Source organism: Mesorhizobium shonense (assembly GCF_040545255.1).
Taxonomy (GTDB): domain Bacteria; phylum Pseudomonadota; class Alphaproteobacteria; order Rhizobiales; family Rhizobiaceae; genus Mesorhizobium; species Mesorhizobium shonense.
In genome coordinates this window covers 230,857-249,765 of the sequence record NZ_JBEPLM010000001.1, presented here as the reverse complement: position 1 = coordinate 249,765, position 18,909 = coordinate 230,857, and the positions used below count along the sequence as shown (strand labels likewise).

Genomic DNA, 18,909 nt, shown 5'->3' with positions numbered 1-18,909 from the left:
AACCACCTGCGCCGCCTGCCTGAATCAATTCGGCAGCGGCGCCTTTCCGGATGCTGATGCATGGCAAGCCTAAGGGGCTTGAGCCGCCGGTATCCTCGCACCATCGCCACAGGAGTGTGCCATGCAGTTGCAAACCATGGCGGCCGAGAAGCTGTCTCCGGCCGCGCCGCCGGCCGATGCCGCGATCGCCATCGACGAGGTGACGTTGCGCTTCGTCACACCCGACGGTCACATGATGACGGCAATCCGCGATTTCACCATGACGGTGGCGCGCGGCGAGTTCGCCTGCGTCGTCGGGCCGACCGGCTGCGGCAAGTCGACGACGCTCAACCTCGTCACCGGCCTCTTGCGGCCGACGACCGGCAATGTCCGCGTCATGGGCAATCCCGTCACCGAGATCAGCCGCGAGATCGGCTTCGTCTTCCAGGCGGATGCGCTGTTTCCGTGGCGCAGCGTCATCGACAATGTCGCGGCCGGCCCGCTGTATCGCGGCACGCCGAAGGCCGAGGCCTATGAACGGGCGCGCGACTGGATCGCCCGCGTCGGGCTTGCCCGCTTCGAGAAACACTATCCGCACCAGCTCTCGGGCGGCATGCGCAAGCGCGTGGCGCTGGCCCAGACCTTCATCAACCAGCCGAAGATCCTGCTGATGGACGAGCCGTTCAGCGCGCTCGACATGCAGACCCGCACCGCCATGCAGGACGAGCTGCTGGGTCTCTGGTCGGAGCTCAAATCCTCCGTCGTCTTCGTCACCCACGATCTTGAGGAAGCGGTGGCGCTGGCCGACAAGGTCTATGTTCTCACCGCCGGTCCCGGCACGGTGAAAAGCGTCTACCGCATCGACCTGCCGCGTCCGCGCGTCATGGCCGACATCCGCTACGATCAGAAATTCATCGAGATCGCCAAGGTGATTTGGAACGACCTGCGCGAGGAAGTGCAGCTCGGCCAGAGCCGTGGCCTGCAGACCGGCCATTGAAAGGAGACTTGCCATGACCGTAATCTCTCCAGCCTCCGACCAAGCCGTCCGCGCGACCTCGATCGTCGCTGCCGAAGCCCGGGCGAGGGCGCGGCTGCGCCGCCGCCATGCCCTGGTCGTCGGACTGCGGCTCGCGATCCTGATTGTTTTCCTCGCGCTCTGGGAACTCGGCGCCGACTACAACATCATCGACCCGTTCTTCTTCTCCAGCCCCTCCGGCATCTGGGAGCAGATCTGGTCCTGGGTCACCGAGGGCACCTCGCAGGGGCCGCTCTGGCTGCAGATCTATGTGACGCTGGAGGAAACCTTCCTCGGCTTCGCCATCGGCGCCGTCGGCGGCATTGCAGCGGGCATCATCCTGGGCCGCAACAAGCTCCTGGCGGATGTCTTTTCGATTTACATCAAGATCGCCAACTCCGTGCCGCGCGTCGTGCTGGGCTCGGTCTTCATCATCGCGCTCGGCCTCGGCATGGCCTCCAAGGTGGCGCTGGCCGTCGTCATGGTGTTCTTCGTCGTCTTTGCCAACGCCTTCCAGGGCGTTCGCGAGGCCGACAGGGCGATGATCGCCAACGCCCAGATCCTCGGCGCCTCGCCCTACCAGATCACTCGCACCGTCATCATCCCGTCGGCGATGAGCTGGATCCTGGCGAGCCTTCACGTCAGCTTCGGCTTCGCGCTGGTCGGCGCCGTGGTCGGCGAGTTCCTCGGCGCCAAGCAGGGCATGGGCTTGCTGATCTCGACCGCGCAGGGCGCCTTCAACTCCAATGGCGTCTTCGCCGCCATGATCATCCTGGCGGTGATGGCGCTGGTGGTGGAGTTCATCATCACCCGCTTCGAGAACTATGTCGTCAAATGGCGGCCGGCGCCGTTCAACGAACAGGGGACCTGACTGCACCAGCTGGCCCGTCCTCGGCTGCGGCCAGCGGCAGCCGCACCTCGACCTTGAGCCCGCCGCCGGCGACGTCGCCAAGCGCGACGCTGCCGCCGGCATTCTCGACCACCTCGCGCACGATTGCCAAGCCGAGCCCGCTGCCTTCCTCGGTCGCACCGGCAATGCGGTAGAAGCGCTCGAAGACCTGTTCCCGCTCCTCGGCGGGAATGCCGGGGCCGGTATCGGTGACCGTCAGCACGCCCTCGCGCTCGATCGCGGCCAGCTTGACGGTCACCGTGCCGCCGGCCGGCGTGTAGCGCAGCGCATTGTCGACCAGGTTGACGATCATCTCGCGCAGCATCGTGCCGTCGCCGATGACCGGCACAGGGCCGGTTTCATCGAGGCCGAGGTCGATGTTGCGCTCGATCGCCTTCGGCGCATGCGTTTCCAGCACCTGGCGGGCGGCTTCGGTGAGGTCGATGCGGTCGGCGCGCGGCCGCCGGCTGCCGGGCTCGGCGCGTGACAGGGTCAAAAGCTGTTCGGCAAGCCGCGCCAGCCGGCCGGAGCTTGCCTGCAAGGCGATAAGCGCTTCCTGGCGCTGGTCGGCGGCGCTTTCGCGCAGCGCATAGCTTGCCTGCGTCGACAAGAGCGCCAGCGGCGTGCGCAACTGATGCGCGGCATTGGCGATGAAGCGGCGCTGCGCCGCCATCTGCGCTCGCACGCGCTCCATATAGGCGTTGAGCGCATCGATCAGCGGCCGGATCTCGCTTTGCGCGCCGGGCACCTCGACCGGGTCGAGATCGCTGCGCTCGGGCGAGCGCACCGCATCGCGCAGCCGGATCAGCGGCGCCAGCCCACGGCGCAGGCCAAGCAGCACGAACACGCCGGCAATCGCCACCAGCGCCAACTGCTGGGCGAAGGCGCTGAACCACAGCCGCCTCACCATCGCGTCATGGCCGGCAAGCGTGACGCCGACGGTGACCTCGATCGGCGAATCCGCGCCAGCGCCGATCACGGCATGGCTAAGCGTTGCAAGGCGCAACGGGTGATCGCGATAGGAAGCCTCGATGCTGCCGCTCTGCGGCGCCTCGGGCAGGTCGGGATAGCCGGTGAGCAGCCGGCCGTTCGCGGTCTCGACCCGGTAGTAGACGCTGTCGCGGTCGCCGGTGTCGAACATCTCGATCGCCGCCGGCGGAATGGTAGCGTCGAGAACGCCGTCGGCCATCGCCACCTGCTCGGCGATCGCGCGCGCCGAGCCGACCAGCATGCGGTCGGTGACGAGGTCCGCGGTCGCCAGCGCGTTGCGCTGGCTGGTCCACAAATTGACGGTCACCAACGCGGCCAGCGGCAGCACCACCCAGGCCAGCAATTGCAGGCGGAGGCTGCTAATCCTCATGGCGCCGAAACTTCATGTCGCCCAATCTTCATGTCGCCCAATCTTCATGTCGCCTAGTCTTCATGGCGCAGCAGATAGCCGAGGCCGCGCAAGGTGGCGATCTGCACGCGCGAGCCTTCCAGCTTCTTGCGCAGGCGATGCACATAGATCTCGATGGCGCTGGGGTCGGCGTCGGTGTCGAAATCGTAGATCGCCGCCGACAGCGCCGCCTTGCTCACCGTACGCCCGGCCTTGACCACCAATTGCTCCAGCACCGCGTGCTCGCGCGGCGTCAGCGACAGCGTCTCGCCGCCGAGCGAGAACAGCCTGGTGTTGGTGTCGAAGACGAGGTCGCCGCAGGAAATGATGGGCGCCGTCCGGTCGTTGGCGCGGCGCAGCTGCACGCGGATGCGCGCTTCCAGCTCTTCGATCTGGAAGGGTTTTGCCAGATAGTCGTCGGCGCCTTCGTTGAGGCCCTTGACCCGGCCGTCGAGACTGGCATTGGCGGTGAGCACGATCACCGGCACCGCGTTGCCGCGCGCCCTCAGCCGCTTCAGCACCTCCATGCCGCCCATGCGCGGCAGGGCAAGGTCGAGGATGATCAGCGCATGGTCGCCGGCCGCAAGCGCATGTTCGACGTCCTCGCCGTCATGGACGACGTCGACGACATAGCTCGCCTGGCGCAGCGTCTTGCTCAGCCAATCGGCCAGTTCGCGATTGTCTTCGACAAGCAGGAGGCGCATCGTTGACCGCTGTTCAGGAATGCCTTTGTCCGATGGCGACGTCGGCTCGCAAGGTACGGCTGGCGGTCCCAACGGATGCTTGAAGACAATCGATAATATCGATCTGTCGGCAAGGCAAACGCCGGCTGAGATCCGGCCGGCGACCGGTTCAAGTCCAAATTCGCGCCGCCAGGAAATCAAACCGAACGGTTCGGTTCAATTTATGTTGACGGATCGTGTAATCTGAGTGAACGGCGGTTAGTCGTTCCGAGGGCTCATGTTTCGCAGCCGCCACGATAAGCTATTGATATTAAATCATAAGAATGTGGCATTTGCACTGTTCACGCGATTTCAAGGTCGAACCGCTTGGTTCGATTTGCACATTTTCGTGATTGGAAGTGGCAACCGAGCCGACCCATTTCGGGGTGGTCCGAGCGACGCGAATTTCCATTACGGCACGCCACTAGACGGACACGACTTTTGAAAATCTGGAGTATCTAAAATGAACAAGATTGCTCTTACCGCCGCGGCCCTTCTCGTTGCCACGGGCAGCGCCTTTGCCGGCAGCGACCATTATGGTTCAGACAATGTCAACCAGCCGACGGCAAACCAGTCGGCCGTCGCACAGTCCGGCGACAACATCGACCGCACTCCCACGGCTTCGATCCGCAGGCCGGTCGAGCACCGCCAAGAGTTCACCCGGGGGTTCAGGCTGACGCCCGAACAGGTCCAGCCGGAATCCGGCCAGGGCATCTGGGGCCGCTAAGGCGGCCTCGGCCCAAAGTGGCCCAGTCCGATCTGACCCTCAACCTTCAAATCCGGAGTAACTGAAATGACCAAGATCGCTCTTACCGCCGCCGCCCTTCTCGTCGCCGCGGGTGCCGCTTTCGCCGGCTCCGACAACTACGGCTCGGCCAACGCCAACCAGCCGGCCGCTTCGGTCGACTCCTCGTATACCGCTTCGGTCAAGAAGTCGGATGCGAATGTCCAGAAGCCGCTGACCCAGGGTAGCGACCGCGACCTGTTCGGCAACCACTGAACGGTTCCGACCCTCGATAGACCTCAAAGCGGCGGGCTTGCCCCGCCGCTTTGCTTTGTAGAGCCGGCTATGGGTCGGCCTGAATCGGCCAGGCAGCAGTTCCTTCCAACCCATTGTTCAAGATGAGCTTTCGAGGCGAGGGTTCGGCCGCTGTAGCGAAGCGACCAGCGAAGAAGAGATTTCGCCCGGGAATAAAACCGGGCCGTTCCAGGTCTTGTCGGCAGCGGGGCCATCCTCCCAAGGCGCCGCCGATGAAACGACAGGACAAGGAACACTGAGATGACCAGGATCGCATTCGTCGCCGCCGCCATGCTCGTCGCTGCCACGGGCAGCGCCTCTGCCGGCAGCGACCACTATGGCTCCGACGGCGCCAACCAGCCGACCGCCGGTGTCGACCATGCCTTCACCGCCTCGATCCGGAAACCGGACATGGCGCATCAGCAGGATCCGGTCGCGACCGGCTCCGGCGAGACGGTCGCCGACATGATCGCTCGGCACAACGACGAAGGCATCTGGGGCAACTGACAGCGCTCGGCCTTCCTCCAAAACTCCCATCAACACTCAACGACAGGAACTTTTGCAATGACCAGGATCGCTCTCACCACCGCAGCCATGCTTCTCGCCATGGGCTCCGCCTTCGCCGGCAGCGACCATTACGGCGCCGACAATGCCAATCAGCCCACCGCCGGCGTCGACCGCGGCCTCACCGCCTCGGTGCGCAAGCATGAGGCCGCCAAGCCGGCTAATGTCGACAGCTCGATGACGACCGGATCAGCACCGTCGCAGGCCTGGCCGGATCCGGGCCAGGGCATCTGGGGCAATTGATTTTTTCGCCTCGAGGATTTTGCTGAGCGGTGAAGCTGCCGATCTCCCCCCTGGTGGGCAGGGCTGTCCGGGGAAAGTTTTTCGGTTGCGAACAGGGCCATGGAGGACTCGCATCGATTGCATTTTTCGAGCTTTGGACCCCAATCGGTGCTCTTTCTTCCGCACCTGCTGCGGCTGGCCGGCAAAAACAATGGACGTCGCGCCCATCGAAGGTTGCGAAAGCGCGAGCAAAGACTCGTCTGCGTTGTGCAAAGATTTTCCCCGGACAGCCCTGCCTGGTGGGGGAGATGTCCGGCAGGACAGAGGGGGGCGCGAAGGAACGCTGCCCGGGCAATTTCGGCTGATGGGCTGAGGGGCGGAACACCGATAGGTCGGCGGGACAGCGCCCCCCTCTGCCTTGCCAGGCATCTCCCCCACAACAAGGGGGAGATCAGCAGCTTCGGCGTCTATGCCAAATCCTTCGGCCTGATGAAATCCGTCAATCGCGCTCCGCCGAATTCGAGGTTCGCCCAACCGTCCTTCACCGTGAATCGCGCGAGTGCCATCGTCGGGAATTTCGCTTCGATTTTCCGGAACACACCGGCATCCGACCCGGCGCCGGCGAGCTGCAACGCGAAATTCTGCAGGCCGGGATTGTGGCCGATCACGATCAGGCTGGTGGCCTTTGCCCGCCGCACACGCGCCAGGATGGCGCCGGGCGCCGCCTCGTAGAGTTCTTCCGCGAATTCCGCCGGCACATGCTTCGGCAGTTCCTGGGAGACCAGTCGCCAGCTGTCGCGGGTGCGCAGCGCCGGCGAGACCAGCGCGAGGTCCGGCAGCCAACCGCGCCGCGAAAGCTCCCGCCCCATCAGGGGCGCCGTCTTCAGCCCGCGCGGACCGAGCGGCCGGTCGAAATCCTCAAGCTTGGGATCGTCCCAACTCGACTTGCCGTGGCGCAGGATAAGCAGTTGTCTCATCGGCATTGTTCAGGACCACGGAATCTCGGCGTTGAAATCCTTGCCATATCCGCCACCATATTTCGTCCCTGCTGCGGCATCTAAGGCCGCTACCAGCGTGCCGAAGACGAACAGGCCCACACGCTGTTCGCTGCCGTCCCACCTGACGGCGACATCTGCTTCGGTGATGGCCCAGTGCCCCGACCTGACATGTATTACATCGAGAATCGAGCCGGCCGTCTCGCCTTCCGCCCTATACAGGTAGAAATGCGCTGTGGCCTCTTGCGGTCCGGTGTCCTCGTATTCGAAGACACCTGCGAGATTGCCTTTCGTCCGGATCGCGCTGTCGAAAATCTCCAAGATTATGTTTCCTTAGAGTAGAGTTGAGACATCGCGCGCGCCGTGCACGATACGCACGACCTCGATCCGTTCCTCGGCGAGCCTGTAGAGAATAAGGTAGTTACTGATGGTCAGCGCGCGCGTGTCGGCCCCGATATCAGGTCTTCGCGGTCCGGATTCGGGGAAGACGGCAAGCTGCAGAATGCGTTCTGTGATCGCATCCAAAAAATGATCGGCCGCACGGGGGCTATCTTTGGCAATGGAAAGCCAGATGTCGGTTAGGTCATTTTCAACCGTCGGACTGCGGATGATCGGCAGGTCTGCCATTGACTACTTCTTGGCAGTATCGATGAGACGGCCTCGGGCCTTCCGCTTGATGTCCTCGATATCAAAAGGAACAAATGGGCCGCTCTCCAGTCCCTCTGTCCAGGCCCTGCGCAGCCGCTCCACTTCGGCTTCGCGGAGCGGTTGACGCAAGCGCCACTCGCGCAGCGCCTCGCGAATGACCTCGCTCGCCGAGCCATAGCGACCGCTATCGACGGCGTCTCTGACCATCTCCAGAAGTTCCGACGAAAGCGCCACGCTTACTTTTTCGACTGCCGCCATAGATCTGTCTCCTCAGGGAGATGGTAGCAATAATTGCTACCATCCTCAAGGGCCTTACGGCGTGATCCGCGCCAGCTGCTCGAGGTCGGTTTCCTCGCGCAGCGGGTCCGGCGCCATCACCACCGAGGTGGCGTTGTCGGCGTCGTCGGCGAAATGGGCAAAGACGGTGTGGCCCTTTTCCATGCGCGCCTTGCCTTCGGCGACGAGACCCAGCGCCAGCGGGTAGAGCCGGTGCTCCACCTTCAGCACCCGCGCGGCAAGCGTGTCCTCATTGTCGCCGACCATCACCGGCACGGCGGCCTGGGCGATGATCGGGCCGTCATCCATCTCGGGCGTGACGAAATGCACGGAGCAGCCATGGATGCGCACACCGGCGCGGATGGCGCGCGCATGCGTGTCCAGCCCCTTGAACGCCGGCAGCAGGGCAGGGTGGATGTTGATCATGCGCCCCTGCCATTTCTCGACCAGGCCGCGGCCGAGGATGCGCATATAACCGGCCAAAGCCACGATCTCGGCGCCGAAGCCGGCAAGCGCGGCATCGATCGCCGCGTCATAGGCGTCCTTGCTCGGATGGTCGGCGCGCTGGATGACCTTGGTGGCGATGCCGCGCGACTGCGCGATCCCGAGCCCGGCGGCGTTCGCCCGGTCGGAAATCACGCCGACGATCTCGGCCGGATAGGTCGGGTCGGACGCCGCCGCAATCAGCGCCGTCATGTTGGAGCCGCGCCCCGAGATCAGGACGACCGTGCGTTTCCTGCTCATAGGCCGATCGAGCCACGATAGATGACGCCGGCGTCGCGGCGCGGCACGATGCGGCCGATCGGCGTCACCGTCTCGCCGGCTTCCTGCAGCACCGCCGCAACCTGCGCCGCCTGGCCGGAAGCGACGGCCAGGATCATGCCGATGCCGCAGTTGAAGGTGCGCATCATCTCTTCCGGCGCGACGCCGCCGGTCTTGGCCAGCCACGAGAACACCGGCGGCACGTCGATCGCCTCGAGGTCGAGCTCGGCCGAAAAATCCTTGGGCAGCACGCGTGGGATGTTTTCCGGAAAACCGCCGCCGGTGATGTGGGCCAGCGCCTTGATGCCATGCGTGTTGCGGATCGCCTTCAGGATCGACTTCACATAGATGCGCGTCGGCTCGAGCAGTGCTTCGGCGAGGCTCAGCTCCTCGTTGAACGGCGCCGGATCGGTCCAGCCAAGCCCGCTCGCGGCGATGATCCGGCGCACCAGCGAAAAGCCGTTGGAATGCAGCCCGGAGGAGGCGAGACCGAGCAGCACGTCGCCCTCGACGATGTCGTCGGTCGGAAGCAACTGGCCGCGCTCGGCCGCGCCCACGGCGAAGCCGGCAAGGTCGTAGTCCTTGTCGTGATACATGCCGGGCATCTCGGCCGTCTCGCCGCCGATCAGCGCGCAGCCGGCCTGCCGGCAGCCCTGCGCGATGCCGCCGACGATCGAAGCGCCCTGGTCGGGATCGAGTTTGCCGGTGGCGAAATAATCGAGGAAGAACAGCGGCTCCGCGCCCTGCACGACGATGTCGTTGACGCACATGGCGACGAGGTCGATGCCGATCGTGTCGTGCTTGCCGGAATCGATGGCGATCTTGAGCTTGGTGCCGACGCCGTCATTGGCCGCGACCAGCACCGGGTCGGTGAAGCCGGCTGCTTTCAAGTCGAACAGGCCGCCGAAGCCGCCGATCTCGCCATCGGCGCCCGGCCGGCGCGTCGCGCGCACCAGCGGCTTGATCTTCTCGACCATCAGGTTGCCGGCATCGATATCGACGCCCGCCTCGGCATAGGTGAGCCCGTTCTTGCGCTTGGCCTTATCGCCCTTGCTCATCTTCGGCTCGTCCCTGTTTCCATTGCGGGCTCTTCGCATGAATGGTTTCGGGGAGCAAGGCGCGTGAGAGCCAATCTCCCCCCTCGAGGGGGAGATGTCGCCGAAGGCGACAGAGGGGGTCGCCTCGCGTGGAGCGCCAGCGCCTTACTCGACGACAGACGACGTCGGCGCTCTACGTGAGGCGCCCCCCTCTGGCCTGCCGGCCATCTCCCCCCACGTGGGGGGAGATCAGCAGCTTCCTCCCTTGCGTGTACCTCTCATCTCCATCATCTATTTCCAAAACACACCACGACGGGACAAGCGGTGACCATACCCAACATGATCACGATCATGCGGCTGCTGCTGGTGCCCGCGGTGGTGCTGGCGATGCTGCAGGCGCGTTGGGACTGGGCCTTTGCCGGCTTCCTTGTCGCCGGCCTCTCCGACGGCGTCGACGGCTTCATCGCCCGCCGCTATCAGTTGTCCTCGCGGCTCGGCGCCTATCTCGACCCGATGGCGGACAAGCTTCTCCTGGTCTCGGTGTTCGTCGTCATGGGCTTTGCCGGCGAGCTGCCGCTCTGGCTTGTCGTGACCATGGTGTCGCGCGATGGACTGATCATCTGCGCCGTTCTTTTGTCCAGCGTGATGGCGCATCCGGTCGAGATGAAGCCGCTCCTCGTGTCCAAGATGAACACCGCCGTGCAGATCGCGCTGGCGGCGCTGGTGCTGGGCGAGCTTGCCTTTTCCGTCCATCTCGATCCGCTCCGCCCGGCGCTCATATTGCTGTCCGGGGTCTTGACCGTGGCTTCGGCCGCGGCCTATCTCGTGGCCTGGCTAAGGCATATGAGCGGCTATGGCGAAGGCTCCCAGAATGGCAGTTCCAAGACGGGCACCTGACAGCGAAGCCTGGACGGCCGCGGCATCGACCGCGTTGCGCCGCCAGATCGCGTTCTGGCTGATCGTCGCCGTGCTTCTAGCGCTGTTCCTCTACGTCTTCTCGGGCATCCTGCTGCCCTTCGTCGCCGGCATGGTGCTGGCCTATTTCCTCGATCCGGTCGCCGATCGACTGGAGCGGCTGGGACTTTCCCGGCTGATGGCGACGGTGGTGATCCTCATCGCCTTCATCGTCGTCGTCGTGCTCGCCTTCGTCATCCTGGTGCCGGTGCTGGCGACCCAGATGGCCGATTTCGCCCGCAAGCTTCCGGAATATCTCACGCGCCTGCAGTCGCTGATCACCAGCTTCGACCCGAAATGGCTGGAGCAGCGTTTTGGCGTCAACGCCGCCGGCCTGCGCGACGGGCTGAACTCGCTGCTCACCTCCGGCTTCAGCCTGTTGACCACGGTCTTCACCTCGATCTGGAGCTCGGGCGTGGCGCTGGTCTCGGTCGTCAGCCTCTTCGTCGTCACCCCGGTCGTCGCCTTCTACATGCTGCTCGATTGGGACCGCATGGTGGCCGTGGTCGACAGCTGGGTGCCGCGCGACTATGTCGACACCGTCAGAGCGCTCGCCCGCGACATCAACACCGCCACGGCCGGCTTCGTGCGCGGGCAGGGCACGCTCTGCCTTGTGCTCGGCGGCATGTACGCCACGGGCCTGACGCTGACCGGGCTGAACTTCGCCATCCTCATCGGCTTCTTCGCCGGGCTGATCTCCTTCATCCCTTATGTCGGCTCGCTGACAGGGCTGGTGCTTGCCGTCGGCGTCGCCTTCGTTCAATTCTGGCCCGACTGGACGATGATCGTGGCGGTGGCCTGCGTGTTCTTCGTCGGCCAGTTCATCGAGGGCAACATCCTGCAGCCGCGGCTGGTCGGCAAAAGCGTCGGCCTGCATCCGGTCTGGCTGATGTTCGCGCTGTTCGCCTTCGGCGCGCTGTTCGGCTTCGTCGGCCTTTTGATCGCGGTGCCGGCTTCGGCGGCCATCGCGGTGCTGGTGCGCTTTGCGATTTCCCGCTATCTGGAATCGCCGCTTTACAAGGGCCATGCCACCGAGCCCACGTCGCCGCTGCCGGCGGATCGCGGCGGCGGCCATCGTTCGCCGCGTGGCTGAAATGTCCGATCATAGATCCGATCCGCCGCGCCAACTGCCGCTCGACCTCGGCCACGGCACCGGCTATTCGCGCGACGAACTCGTCGTCTCCGGCACGAACGCTGAGGCCGCGGCGCTTGTCGACCGCTGGCCGGACTGGCCCTCGCCGGTGGTGGTGCTGGCTGGCCCTCCGGGTTCCGGCAAGACGCACCTTGCCCAGATCTGGCAGACACACGCCGGCGCGGTGGCCATCGATCCCGGCAGGATCGGCGAGCACATCGCCGGCCTTGGCGCCAGACCCGCGCTCATCGACGACATCGACAGGGGGCCGATCGACGAGCAAGGCCTGTTCCACCTGATCAACATTGTGCGCGGCGCCGGCTCCACGCTGCTTCTGACAGCGCGGCGTTTTCCCTCCGCCTGGCGCGTCGCGCTGCCCGACCTCATCTCGCGGCTGAAGGCGGCGGCGACGGTCGAGATACACGAGCCGGACGACCTGCTGCTCGCCGGCGTCATCACAAAGCTGTTCGCCGACCGCCAGGTCGAGGTCGAGCAGCATGTCGTGCAATATCTGGTGCGGCGCATCGAGCGTTCGCTGGCGACCGCGATGCGGGTCGTCGAACGCCTCGACCGCGCGGCGCTCGAACGCAAGACGCCGATCACCCGCGCTCTCGCCGCCGAAACCGTCAGCGCCATGGACGAAGGGCAGGGCGAGTTCGATATTTAGCTCCCCTCCTTCTTCCACAAGGAGAGAAGATCGCCAACCGTTGTCCCATTCCGGGACGATCCTGCTGGCATCCATCTTGCAACGCATGAAATGCCGGTTGATCCCGGTCCCGATCGCGTTCCAGATCGGGTTGTAGGCTCGCCGGGCTCGAGGTTGTTGGGGGCTCGCCCGGCGGGTTTACTTGCCCGCCGTGCCGCGGATTGAAATGGACCATAAGATGGTCTAGTGTTCAGGAATGGACTAGACAATGGTCCGTCGGAGCAGCCATGCGGATACCCGTGACAGACGCCAAGGGGCAACTGACGGAGCTGGTGCGCCGTGCCGAGGCCGGCGACGAGGTCATCCTGACCCGTCACGGCCATGCGGCCGTACGCCTGGTCCCAGTGCGGTCCGCACCGGACAGGAAAGGGCGGCGGACCTTGTTGGAGGCCGCCCGGACCGCCGGCGCGGCCAAGGCCAATGCCGGCCCGTCCGCCGCACGCAGCCAGGACTTCCTCTACGGCGCCGACGGCTTGCCGGAATGATCGCGGTTGATACGTCTGCGTTGATGGCCGTCGTCCTCGACGAACCAGAGGCAGGCGCCTGCATCGCGGCGCTCGAAACAGAGGATAGCCTTCTGATTTCGGCGGGAACCGTGGCCGAACTGCTGATCGTTGCGGCAAGGCGAGGGGTGGCGGAAGAAGTGTCGGCTTTGATCGACGGGCTCGGCTTCGAGATCGCGCCGGTGACGGAGGGCGCCGCGCGCCGCATTGCCGAGGCCTACGCGCAATGGGGCAAAGGCATTCACGCAGCGGCGCTCAATTTCGGCGACTGCTTCGCCTATGAGGTGGCGAAGGATCGCGGCTGCGGGCTGCTCTATGTCGGCGACGATTTTTCGAAGACCGACATCGAAAGTGCCTTTTAAAGCATGTCTCCCGAAAGTAGGCCCGGTTTCGGGACGAAGACATGCTTAAAATCAAGAACCTAAAGCAGGTCGCGTGAATCCTTTTTCACGCGGGCTCAGCCCGTATTGCCATGGCTGGCGAGCAGGCGCAGCACCTGCACGCTCTTCGGCAGTTCGATCAGGAATTCCGCGTCGCGATCGAGATGGTGGACCTCGGTCGGACCGCCGCCGGTGAAGCGTCCCATGGCCTCGATGCTCTCCCAATAGGAGATCGTCACGAACTCCGAATAGGTCGGCGTGTCCTCGCGAAACGTCTGGACACCGAGCGCCTTTTCGATCAGCGGCTTGATGCCGACCTCGTAATTATAGGCTTCATAGGCGTCGGCCTTCTCGGGCAAGGTTCTGCCGCGCCAGATGCGCGCGATGGTCGGGGTGTCAGCCATGGCAATAAAACTTGCAAAGGCTGGGCAGGGTTCCCGGCCAAGGAATGACGTCAACGCGCAAGACCGCGGCGCAGCCGGTGGATCCGCCCATCCTCAGCCTTGCCGCGCAGCCGGTGCAGCTGCTGCCTCCACCACGGCTTTGGCGTGCGCGGGATGAGAACCATCTTGCCGACGCGGATAAGGGGCGACCACAGGTCGCGCGGCACCCAGGTCAGGCGCCGCCTGGCGACATCGACCGCCACGATGACATCGGTGTTGGCTGTCCAATTGTCCCGCTCGAGGGTAGCGACGACCACCGCTGCCACGGCCGAACCCTTCTCGCCTGGACTGAGCTGCGCCGGCCGCCCGACCCGCATGTGGCATGCTGAGAAAACTGGTCGGAGTGGCGTGATTCGAACACGCGACCCCCTGATCCCAAATCAGGTGCGCTACCAGGCTGCGCTACACTCCGACGCTCGCGGCGTATAGGGTTCCGTGGCCCGGAAGGCAACCCAAAAACGGAAGCTTCACACGCAGAAATGGCCTCAGCGCTTTCGCCCGGCAATCCTGCGGGCGATCGCCGCACCCTGGATGCGGGCGTTGGCGAAGCAGCCGCGAATGCTCGGCCGCATACCGGTGAACCAGAGGCCCGGCAATTTCGGATCGCCGGCCGCGCCGTTGAACAGCGGCACACCCTTGGCGTCGAGCACGCCGAGCCTGCCGACCATCGTTTCCAGTCCAGTGCGGTAGCCGGTGGCGGCAATGACGATGTCGGGCGCGATCGCCTGGCCGTTTTCGAGAACGACGCTGTCGTGCCTGAATTCCTTGACCTGCGGCACGACGATGATGCGGCCGGCCTTGATCGCATCGACCGCGCCGTCGTCGGCGGCGATTGCCGTATAGTCCGAGCCGAGGCGGCTGGCGCCGCCCGACGGGGCAGGGGGCAGTCCGAATTTCTTGAGGTCGCCGAAGACCAGCCGCTGCGTCGCCGCCATCACCGCGTCCGCCAGCCTGGCCGGCAGGCTCGCCATGACGGGCGAGAAGCGATGCACGGCGACCTTGCCGATGCGCTTGGGCAAGAGCGAAGGCCCGTTGCGCGCCGCGAGCCACATCTGCCCCGTCTCGGCGCCGGAAAGATGGTTGAGCGCGTCGAAGCCGGAATTACCGGCGCCGACCACCAGCACTTTTTTCCCGGCATAATTTCCCGCCCGGCCGAAATGCGCCGAATGGATGATCTTGCCCGAAAAATCCTTCATGCCTTTCCAGGCCGGGATGAAGGGCTGCCGGTCGCGCCCGGTGGCGATCACCACATGCCGTGCCGCGCGCGGCCCCATGCTGGTCTTGACCAGCCAGTGGTCGCCGCGGAATGCGATATCCTCGACGATGACGCCAAAGGCGATCGGCAGGCGGTGCGTCTGGGCGAAATCGTTGAAGAGGCGGATCACCGCGCTGCGGTGCGGAAAGGCAGGCGTGCCTTTCGGAAAGGAAACGCCGGGCAGCGTCGAGAGGTCGCGATGCGTGTTGAGATGCAGGTTCTCGTGGCGGCGGTGCCAGGGCTCGGCCAGCCGTCCCTCACGCTCGAGGATCTCGGTGGCGATCCCGGCCTCGATCAATGCGTACGCCGCCGCCAATCCCGCCGCACCGGCACCGATCACGATTGCGCCTTCGAGGATCGCCGGCTCGCCGGTCCAATCCGACGAGATTTCCGCTTCTATGCCCATTTTTGTCTTTGTCGTCGTCATGGCGGTCAGATGCCACGACCGTGTATCCGACATATGCCGCCGACAAGGCAATAGGAATAGGCCGCGGTTGCAAAGAGCCCCGGCATTGTGTCGCGGGCTTGATTGAGCGGCTATTTGCGGGCGGGCATCACCTGAATATGAATGCGCCTTAGTGAGCCGGGTCGGCGTGGCGGTGGACCAGCTTGAAGGCGCCGTCCTCCAGCCGGAACACCTCCGTCACACGCAAGGTCATCTCGGCGGGTTGGCCGTTCTTGCCCATGCGCGCCTTCGCATGCTGCAGTCCGGTCCAGAAGGCGAGGTCGCCGCTCGCTGAGGCTTGCAGCACCTCGAGGTCAGTGCTGCCGCCTTCGTGGAAGCTCGCGGCGTCGCGCTCGTAGCGGCCTGCGACGGCGTTTGCGCCTTCGAGATGATCGCCGCGCGGCGAAAAGAAGGTGGCCGGCTCGCTATGCGTCACGATCGCCTTCAGCGATGTGGCGTTGCCATTGACATAGTCCTCGGCGATCTTCTCGCGCTGTTTCATGAAGGCGTCGAAGGACGAGCCGCCGGGCCGCACGGTTCTGATCCATATCTCCAGGGCGCCCATGAAATTCTCCAGGAAGGCGGCGGTGTCGCCGTTCTTCACCGCGCCGTTGGCGTCGAGGAGCTCGGAGACATTGCTGATATAGGCCTCCGGCTGCTGCATCACCGGCATGTCGAGGAAGACGAAGGTCTGCCGTATCGCGTGGTTGGCGCCGAAAGCGCCGAGCTTGTTCGGCGTGACGCTGGCGACGCCGGCGGGCAGGCCCTTGAAGACGTTCTTGCCCGGCGGGCGCGAGCCGACATCGAGCGCGTTCTTCAGGCAGCCGGGAATAGAACGGTTGTATTCGGGCGTCACGAACAGCACCGCATCGCATTCCCTGATGGCGGCGCGGAACGCCGACCAGGCGGCGGGCGGCGTGTCGCCATCCAGATCCTCGTTGTAAAGAGGCAGTTCGCCGATCTCGATAAAACGGCAACGCAGCGAGTCCGGCGCGCGGGCAGCCAGCGCCTTGGCGATCTTGCGGCTGAAGGACTGGGCGCGCAGGCTGCCGACAAGCACGGCCAGCTGCAGGATGGGATGTTCGGTTGTCTTGGTCATGGCGCAGTGTCCGGGCTTGTTGACGAGGAATGGCGACGCTTCGCGGCACTCGGCCCGCACCGCGGGCCGAGACGAGTGGCTGGAGCGGCCGGTCTGGTCGCCTGACTTTCCGTTAATGTCCGGGCCAGCGCGTGGTTCCCCCTATCGGTCATGATCGCTTGCCGGCCGTGACCGCGCGGCGAGCCATGGCCGCTTGCGGGCGGCGCCATTGCACAGTATTGACGGGTTTGCGCGGCCTCAGGCTCCAACCCGGCTTTTCGGACGCGCGCCGCAAAAAAGGTGCCCGGTCGTCGGGCGGCAAAGAGGTGGTCATGTCCGCGCGCATTTTCAGCCCAGCCAAAACCGCGATGCAGTCCGGCAAGGCCAAGACCGGCCATTGGGTGCTGGAGTTCGATCCGGCCCAGCGCAAGAAGATCGACCCGCTGATGGGCTACACCACCTCGGGCGACATGCTGAGCCAGGTGCGGCTCACCTTCGACACGAAGGAAGAGGCGGTTGCCTACGCCGAGAAGCAGGGCATCGCCTTCCGCGTCGAGGAGCCGAAGGAGACGAAGCGCCGGCAGATTTCCTATTCGGACAATTTCCGCTATGACCGCAGGACGCCCTGGACGCACTAACCCTTTGGTCGAGCGCCCCTCGGCATGAGTGGCATCAGCCGGCCCCGGCCGGCCAGCGGTCCCGTAGCTCAGCTGGATAGAGCACCGGCCTTCTAAGCCGATGGTCGCAGGTTCGAATCCTGCCGGGATCGCCACCACCTTGCGTCAATCATTTCGACCTCTTGCAGTGAGGCTTACGCGCTACCAAAACCAAGAAAACAATTCCAGGAAATGTGTACGGCAGTCTTTCGTCCGGAATTGCGTGGTGCAAAATCAAGCCCGCCCCGGCGATGGGAGGCCGGAACGGGCTCGGCTTGGGTCTGGAACCCTGTAGTCAGGAGACTACAGGGGAAAAACAGGCCGGCGACGGCAATGTTCCGAAGTTTCTCCCAAGGGTGCAGGCGGCTACGGGCAACGCCTCGCGGCAAATCGGAACGATCAGGTGCCGATTTTTTCTGTCTGAGATTGGTGGACTCTAGCCCAGCAGGCCGGCGGCCTTCGCCGCCTTGCGCAGGGTTTTGCGGGCTTCGACGGGACTTCTCAAGCCGTCGAGCGCGTCGCGGCAGACGCGGTTTGCCGACCGCCAGGCGCGGTCTCGCGCCCGTCTTGGCCAGCGCTGGTCGAGACATTCGATTGCCTCGAAGCAGCTTGAGACCTTGTGTTGTCCGCTTGGCTCGAAATCGATCACGACCGGCTCGGAAAACCAGACGTCGTTCATCACATCCTCCGTTCGTATAGTGGTCTTTTGATCAGGCAACGGCGCCGGCAGGGCGCCCGATGGATGCAGGTCCGGGACGGATTGGCGGACCCGCGCATTAACCATCCACCGCCGATAATGTTCCGAAGAATTTTTGCGATCGGCGATGCGCCGCGCGGGTCGTCTCAAGGGCCGGATTCATTGCGCCACGACACGGCCCGGCGCGCTCAAAAACATGTGACTAAAGTCACTGGCTGCACCGTCGCCCGCGGCGATAATCAGATCCGACATGCCGATGAAACGCGGGAAGACCTCTCATGCTGATCGCCGTGCTTGCATCCGCCATGACCGCCGCCACGTTGATGGCGACCGCTTTCGGGCTCTATGAGGAGGCCCGGCAAAGCCGTTTGCACGCAGAAGCGGATCGCAAGAACCGGTTTCGGCCGGCGCGTCGGCCTCCCGTCAATTCGCGCAACCGATAGGTGCCGGCACCGCCAGGCATGCCCACTCCGCTCTACCTGGTCATGTGCGTCTTGCGGGCCGCAATCCTGCTCTCTCCGGCAGTGTTCGCGGTGTCGGTGCTTTTATGGCTCTTCTATCGCTAGCTAATGCATGTCGCCCAGAAGTGTGTAGCGGTTCCGGGGCAACGACATGCATCAAAACAAAGACTTAAAGCGCGTCGCCTGAATCCGTTTCCAGCGCGACGCGCTTTAATGCATGTCGCCCAGAAGTGTGTAGCGGTTCTGGGGCAACGACATGCATCAAAACAAAAACCTAAAGCGCGTCGCCTCAATCCGCCTCAGTGCGACGCGCTTTAATGCATGTCGCCCAGAAGTGTGTAGCGGTTCTGGGGCAACGACATGCATCAAAATAAAAACCTAAAGCGCGTCGCCTGAATCCGTTTCAGCGCGACGCGCTTTAGGGGCCCTATTCGACCAGCACATGCGCTTCGCGCGCGGCGCTAATGAAAGCTTCCCTGGCATTGTCGGCCGGAACGTCGCCGCTCATCGCCCGGCGGCAGGCGCGCAGCGCCGCGCCATGCTGCGCGCTGCCGGCATCGCGCCACTGGCCCGTCAGCAATTCCACGGCCTGCTGCGCGTTGGAAATGTGCCGGATCGAGCCTGCCACGCCGACGGCCACTTCGACCGGCCTGGAAAACCATCCCTGGATCATCGCGAAACCCCTAATGCGTTG

27 protein-coding genes and 2 tRNA genes are annotated in these 18,909 nt (G+C 64.5%); 14 read left to right on the top strand and 15 right to left on the bottom strand.

Annotation, left to right across the window (positions count from 1 at the left end):
• Positions 1 to 121: 121 nt before the first annotated feature.
• Together ABID26_RS01455 and ABID26_RS01450 are read left to right on the top strand one after the other, a co-directional pair.
• Positions 122 to 976: an ABC transporter ATP-binding protein gene (locus ABID26_RS01455; RefSeq protein WP_354413412.1), complete on the top strand. Its 855-nt coding sequence runs from the start codon at positions 122 to 124 to the stop codon at positions 974 to 976.
• Between the two features lie 13 nt (positions 977 to 989).
• Positions 990 to 1,865: an ABC transporter permease gene (locus tag ABID26_RS01450; RefSeq protein WP_354413409.1), complete on the top strand. Its 876-nt coding sequence runs from the start codon at positions 990 to 992 to the stop codon at positions 1,863 to 1,865.
• On the opposite strand, the gene ABID26_RS01445 is transcribed toward ABID26_RS01450, so the two are convergent.
• Complete coding sequence (locus ABID26_RS01445; protein ID WP_354413406.1) at positions 1,846 to 3,243, bottom strand: sensor histidine kinase; 1,398 nt, start codon at positions 3,241 to 3,243, stop codon at positions 1,846 to 1,848. The two genes, ABID26_RS01450 and ABID26_RS01445, sit on opposite strands and share 20 nt — an antisense overlap.
• A 53-nt stretch (positions 3,244 to 3,296) precedes the next feature.
• Positions 3,297 to 3,965, bottom strand: a complete 669-nt coding sequence (locus ABID26_RS01440) for a response regulator (protein WP_354413403.1) — start codon at positions 3,963 to 3,965, stop codon at positions 3,297 to 3,299.
• Between the two features lie 481 nt (positions 3,966 to 4,446).
• On the opposite strand from ABID26_RS01440, the gene ABID26_RS01435 reads away from it, so the two are divergent.
• The 4 genes from ABID26_RS01435 to ABID26_RS01420 all read left to right on the top strand — a co-directional run bounded on the left by ABID26_RS01435 (position 4,447) and on the right by ABID26_RS01420 (position 5,808).
• A complete protein-coding gene (locus ABID26_RS01435; protein WP_126101051.1) occupies positions 4,447 to 4,710 on the top strand; it encodes a DUF680 domain-containing protein in 264 nt (87 codons plus the stop codon).
• Positions 4,711 to 4,776: 66 nt separating this feature from the next.
• Positions 4,777 to 4,983: a DUF680 domain-containing protein gene (locus ABID26_RS01430; protein WP_292300293.1), complete on the top strand. Its 207-nt coding sequence runs from the start codon at positions 4,777 to 4,779 to the stop codon at positions 4,981 to 4,983.
• A gap of 279 nt (positions 4,984 to 5,262) precedes the next feature.
• Complete coding sequence (locus ABID26_RS01425) at positions 5,263 to 5,508, top strand: DUF680 domain-containing protein (protein WP_292300295.1); 246 nt, start codon at positions 5,263 to 5,265, stop codon at positions 5,506 to 5,508.
• Positions 5,509 to 5,565: 57 nt separating this feature from the next.
• On the top strand, positions 5,566 to 5,808 hold the full coding sequence (locus ABID26_RS01420) for a DUF680 domain-containing protein (RefSeq protein ID WP_292300296.1): 243 nt from the start codon (positions 5,566 to 5,568) through the stop codon (positions 5,806 to 5,808).
• A gap of 446 nt (positions 5,809 to 6,254) precedes the next feature.
• Here the strand turns inward: ABID26_RS01420 and ABID26_RS01415 are convergent, their stop codons facing one another.
• The 6 genes from ABID26_RS01415 to purM are packed head-to-tail and all read right to left on the bottom strand — an operon-like array spanning position 6,255 to position 9,526.
• Positions 6,255 to 6,764 carry a SixA phosphatase family protein gene (locus ABID26_RS01415; protein ID WP_292304943.1) on the bottom strand — a complete coding sequence of 170 codons (510 nt, stop codon included), beginning with the start codon at positions 6,762 to 6,764 and terminating at the stop codon, positions 6,255 to 6,257.
• A gap of 9 nt (positions 6,765 to 6,773) precedes the next feature.
• Entirely contained in the window at positions 6,774 to 7,103 is a 330-nt protein-coding gene (locus ABID26_RS01410; protein ID WP_292304944.1) for a hypothetical protein, read from the bottom strand.
• 12 nt (positions 7,104 to 7,115) lie between these two features.
• Positions 7,116 to 7,409 carry a type II toxin-antitoxin system RelE/ParE family toxin gene (locus ABID26_RS01405; RefSeq protein ID WP_292304945.1) on the bottom strand — a complete coding sequence of 98 codons (294 nt, stop codon included), beginning with the start codon at positions 7,407 to 7,409 and terminating at the stop codon, positions 7,116 to 7,118.
• Between the two features lie 3 nt (positions 7,410 to 7,412).
• Positions 7,413 to 7,688 carry a type II toxin-antitoxin system ParD family antitoxin gene (locus ABID26_RS01400; RefSeq protein ID WP_292304946.1) on the bottom strand — a complete coding sequence of 92 codons (276 nt, stop codon included), beginning with the start codon at positions 7,686 to 7,688 and terminating at the stop codon, positions 7,413 to 7,415.
• Positions 7,689 to 7,742: 54 nt separating this feature from the next.
• Complete coding sequence (gene purN / locus ABID26_RS01395) at positions 7,743 to 8,450, bottom strand: phosphoribosylglycinamide formyltransferase (RefSeq protein ID WP_126101044.1); 708 nt, start codon at positions 8,448 to 8,450, stop codon at positions 7,743 to 7,745.
• On the bottom strand, positions 8,447 to 9,526 hold the full coding sequence (gene purM / locus ABID26_RS01390) for a phosphoribosylformylglycinamidine cyclo-ligase (RefSeq protein WP_126101043.1): 1,080 nt from the start codon (positions 9,524 to 9,526) through the stop codon (positions 8,447 to 8,449). The genes purN and purM overlap by 4 nt, the downstream gene beginning before the upstream one ends.
• A 303-nt stretch (positions 9,527 to 9,829) precedes the next feature.
• Between purM and ABID26_RS01385 the strand changes: the two genes are divergently transcribed.
• From ABID26_RS01385 to ABID26_RS01365, 5 genes are all read left to right on the top strand, one after another.
• Positions 9,830 to 10,402, top strand: a complete 573-nt coding sequence (locus tag ABID26_RS01385) for a CDP-alcohol phosphatidyltransferase family protein (protein WP_292304692.1) — start codon at positions 9,830 to 9,832, stop codon at positions 10,400 to 10,402.
• On the top strand, positions 10,359 to 11,552 hold the full coding sequence (locus ABID26_RS01380) for an AI-2E family transporter (RefSeq protein WP_435528535.1): 1,194 nt from the start codon (positions 10,359 to 10,361) through the stop codon (positions 11,550 to 11,552). Before ABID26_RS01385 ends, ABID26_RS01380 begins: the two co-directional genes overlap by 44 nt.
• Before the next feature lies 1 nt (position 11,553).
• Complete coding sequence (gene hdaA, locus ABID26_RS01375; RefSeq protein ID WP_292344816.1) at positions 11,554 to 12,258, top strand: DnaA regulatory inactivator HdaA; 705 nt, start codon at positions 11,554 to 11,556, stop codon at positions 12,256 to 12,258.
• Between the two features lie 266 nt (positions 12,259 to 12,524).
• Positions 12,525 to 12,782, top strand: a complete 258-nt coding sequence (locus tag ABID26_RS01370) for a type II toxin-antitoxin system Phd/YefM family antitoxin (protein WP_292304695.1) — start codon at positions 12,525 to 12,527, stop codon at positions 12,780 to 12,782.
• The gene (locus ABID26_RS01365; RefSeq protein WP_292304696.1) at positions 12,779 to 13,162 is read left to right on the top strand and encodes a type II toxin-antitoxin system VapC family toxin; all 384 of its coding nucleotides are present in this window, start codon (positions 12,779 to 12,781) and stop codon (positions 13,160 to 13,162) included. Before ABID26_RS01370 ends, ABID26_RS01365 begins: the two co-directional genes overlap by 4 nt.
• A 95-nt stretch (positions 13,163 to 13,257) precedes the next feature.
• On the opposite strand, the gene ABID26_RS01360 is transcribed toward ABID26_RS01365, so the two are convergent.
• From ABID26_RS01360 to ABID26_RS01340, 5 genes are all read right to left on the bottom strand, one after another.
• Positions 13,258 to 13,584, bottom strand: a complete 327-nt coding sequence (locus ABID26_RS01360; RefSeq protein WP_126101039.1) for a hypothetical protein — start codon at positions 13,582 to 13,584, stop codon at positions 13,258 to 13,260.
• A gap of 50 nt (positions 13,585 to 13,634) precedes the next feature.
• Complete coding sequence (locus ABID26_RS01355; RefSeq protein ID WP_292304697.1) at positions 13,635 to 13,940, bottom strand: hypothetical protein; 306 nt, start codon at positions 13,938 to 13,940, stop codon at positions 13,635 to 13,637.
• 18 nt (positions 13,941 to 13,958) lie between these two features.
• Positions 13,959 to 14,035, bottom strand: a tRNA-Pro gene (locus ABID26_RS01350).
• 73 nt (positions 14,036 to 14,108) lie between these two features.
• On the bottom strand, positions 14,109 to 15,305 hold the full coding sequence (locus tag ABID26_RS01345; RefSeq protein WP_292304698.1) for a flavin-containing monooxygenase: 1,197 nt from the start codon (positions 15,303 to 15,305) through the stop codon (positions 14,109 to 14,111).
• Between the two features lie 148 nt (positions 15,306 to 15,453).
• Entirely contained in the window at positions 15,454 to 16,422 is a 969-nt protein-coding gene (locus ABID26_RS01340; protein WP_292304699.1) for an NAD(P)H-dependent oxidoreductase, read from the bottom strand.
• Between the two features lie 311 nt (positions 16,423 to 16,733).
• Here ABID26_RS01340 and ABID26_RS01335 point away from each other — a divergent pair, with 311 nt between their 5' ends.
• Positions 16,734 to 17,039: an ETC complex I subunit gene (locus tag ABID26_RS01335; protein ID WP_126084876.1), complete on the top strand. Its 306-nt coding sequence runs from the start codon at positions 16,734 to 16,736 to the stop codon at positions 17,037 to 17,039.
• A 57-nt stretch (positions 17,040 to 17,096) separates the two neighbouring features.
• A tRNA-Arg gene (locus tag ABID26_RS01330) sits at positions 17,097 to 17,173 on the top strand.
• Positions 17,174 to 17,493: 320 nt separating this feature from the next.
• Here the strand turns inward: ABID26_RS01330 and ABID26_RS01325 are convergent.
• A complete protein-coding gene (locus ABID26_RS01325) occupies positions 17,494 to 17,904 on the bottom strand; it encodes a DUF982 domain-containing protein (RefSeq protein ID WP_354413389.1) in 411 nt (136 codons plus the stop codon).
• Between the two features lie 128 nt (positions 17,905 to 18,032).
• Here ABID26_RS01325 and ABID26_RS01320 point away from each other — a divergent pair, with 128 nt between their 5' ends.
• Positions 18,033 to 18,197, top strand: a complete 165-nt coding sequence (locus ABID26_RS01320) for a hypothetical protein (protein WP_292304701.1) — start codon at positions 18,033 to 18,035, stop codon at positions 18,195 to 18,197.
• 445 nt (positions 18,198 to 18,642) lie between these two features.
• Here the strand turns inward: ABID26_RS01320 and ABID26_RS01315 are convergent, their stop codons facing one another.
• The gene (locus tag ABID26_RS01315) at positions 18,643 to 18,888 is read right to left on the bottom strand and encodes a DUF982 domain-containing protein (RefSeq protein ID WP_059186167.1); all 246 of its coding nucleotides are present in this window, start codon (positions 18,886 to 18,888) and stop codon (positions 18,643 to 18,645) included.
• Positions 18,889 to 18,909: the final 21 nt, after the last annotated feature.

Bases quoted from the DNA above. Each gene is read 5' to 3' on its own strand.
- ABID26_RS01455 (WP_354413412.1), top strand. From the start codon at position 122: ATGCAGTTGCAAACCATGGCGGCCGAGAAGCTGTCTCCGGCCGCGCCG.
- ABID26_RS01450 (WP_354413409.1), top strand. From the start codon at position 990: ATGACCGTAATCTCTCCAGCCTCCGACCAAGCCGTCCGCGCGACCTCG.
- ABID26_RS01445 (WP_354413406.1), bottom strand. From the start codon at position 3,243: ATGAGGATTAGCAGCCTCCGCCTGCAATTGCTGGCCTGGGTGGTGCTG.
- ABID26_RS01440 (WP_354413403.1), bottom strand. From the start codon at position 3,965: ATGCGCCTCCTGCTTGTCGAAGACAATCGCGAACTGGCCGATTGGCTG.
- ABID26_RS01435 (WP_126101051.1), top strand. From the start codon at position 4,447: ATGAACAAGATTGCTCTTACCGCCGCGGCCCTTCTCGTTGCCACGGGC.
- ABID26_RS01430 (WP_292300293.1), top strand. From the start codon at position 4,777: ATGACCAAGATCGCTCTTACCGCCGCCGCCCTTCTCGTCGCCGCGGGT.
- ABID26_RS01425 (WP_292300295.1), top strand. From the start codon at position 5,263: ATGACCAGGATCGCATTCGTCGCCGCCGCCATGCTCGTCGCTGCCACG.
- ABID26_RS01420 (WP_292300296.1), top strand. From the start codon at position 5,566: ATGACCAGGATCGCTCTCACCACCGCAGCCATGCTTCTCGCCATGGGC.
- ABID26_RS01415 (WP_292304943.1), bottom strand. From the start codon at position 6,764: ATGAGACAACTGCTTATCCTGCGCCACGGCAAGTCGAGTTGGGACGAT.
- ABID26_RS01405 (WP_292304945.1), bottom strand. From the start codon at position 7,409: ATGGCAGACCTGCCGATCATCCGCAGTCCGACGGTTGAAAATGACCTA.
- ABID26_RS01400 (WP_292304946.1), bottom strand. From the start codon at position 7,688: ATGGCGGCAGTCGAAAAAGTAAGCGTGGCGCTTTCGTCGGAACTTCTG.
- purN (WP_126101044.1), bottom strand. From the start codon at position 8,450: ATGAGCAGGAAACGCACGGTCGTCCTGATCTCGGGGCGCGGCTCCAAC.
- purM (WP_126101043.1), bottom strand. From the start codon at position 9,526: ATGAGCAAGGGCGATAAGGCCAAGCGCAAGAACGGGCTCACCTATGCC.
- ABID26_RS01380 (WP_435528535.1), top strand. From the start codon at position 10,359: ATGGCGAAGGCTCCCAGAATGGCAGTTCCAAGACGGGCACCTGACAGC.
- hdaA (WP_292344816.1), top strand. From the start codon at position 11,554: ATGTCCGATCATAGATCCGATCCGCCGCGCCAACTGCCGCTCGACCTC.
- ABID26_RS01370 (WP_292304695.1), top strand. From the start codon at position 12,525: ATGCGGATACCCGTGACAGACGCCAAGGGGCAACTGACGGAGCTGGTG.
- ABID26_RS01365 (WP_292304696.1), top strand. From the start codon at position 12,779: ATGATCGCGGTTGATACGTCTGCGTTGATGGCCGTCGTCCTCGACGAA.
- ABID26_RS01360 (WP_126101039.1), bottom strand. From the start codon at position 13,584: ATGGCTGACACCCCGACCATCGCGCGCATCTGGCGCGGCAGAACCTTG.
- ABID26_RS01355 (WP_292304697.1), bottom strand. From the start codon at position 13,940: ATGCGGGTCGGGCGGCCGGCGCAGCTCAGTCCAGGCGAGAAGGGTTCG.
- ABID26_RS01345 (WP_292304698.1), bottom strand. From the start codon at position 15,305: ATGACGACGACAAAGACAAAAATGGGCATAGAAGCGGAAATCTCGTCG.
- ABID26_RS01340 (WP_292304699.1), bottom strand. From the start codon at position 16,422: ATGACCAAGACAACCGAACATCCCATCCTGCAGCTGGCCGTGCTTGTC.
- ABID26_RS01335 (WP_126084876.1), top strand. From the start codon at position 16,734: ATGTCCGCGCGCATTTTCAGCCCAGCCAAAACCGCGATGCAGTCCGGC.
- ABID26_RS01320 (WP_292304701.1), top strand. From the start codon at position 18,033: ATGCTGATCGCCGTGCTTGCATCCGCCATGACCGCCGCCACGTTGATG.
- ABID26_RS01315 (WP_059186167.1), bottom strand. From the start codon at position 18,888: ATGATCCAGGGATGGTTTTCCAGGCCGGTCGAAGTGGCCGTCGGCGTG.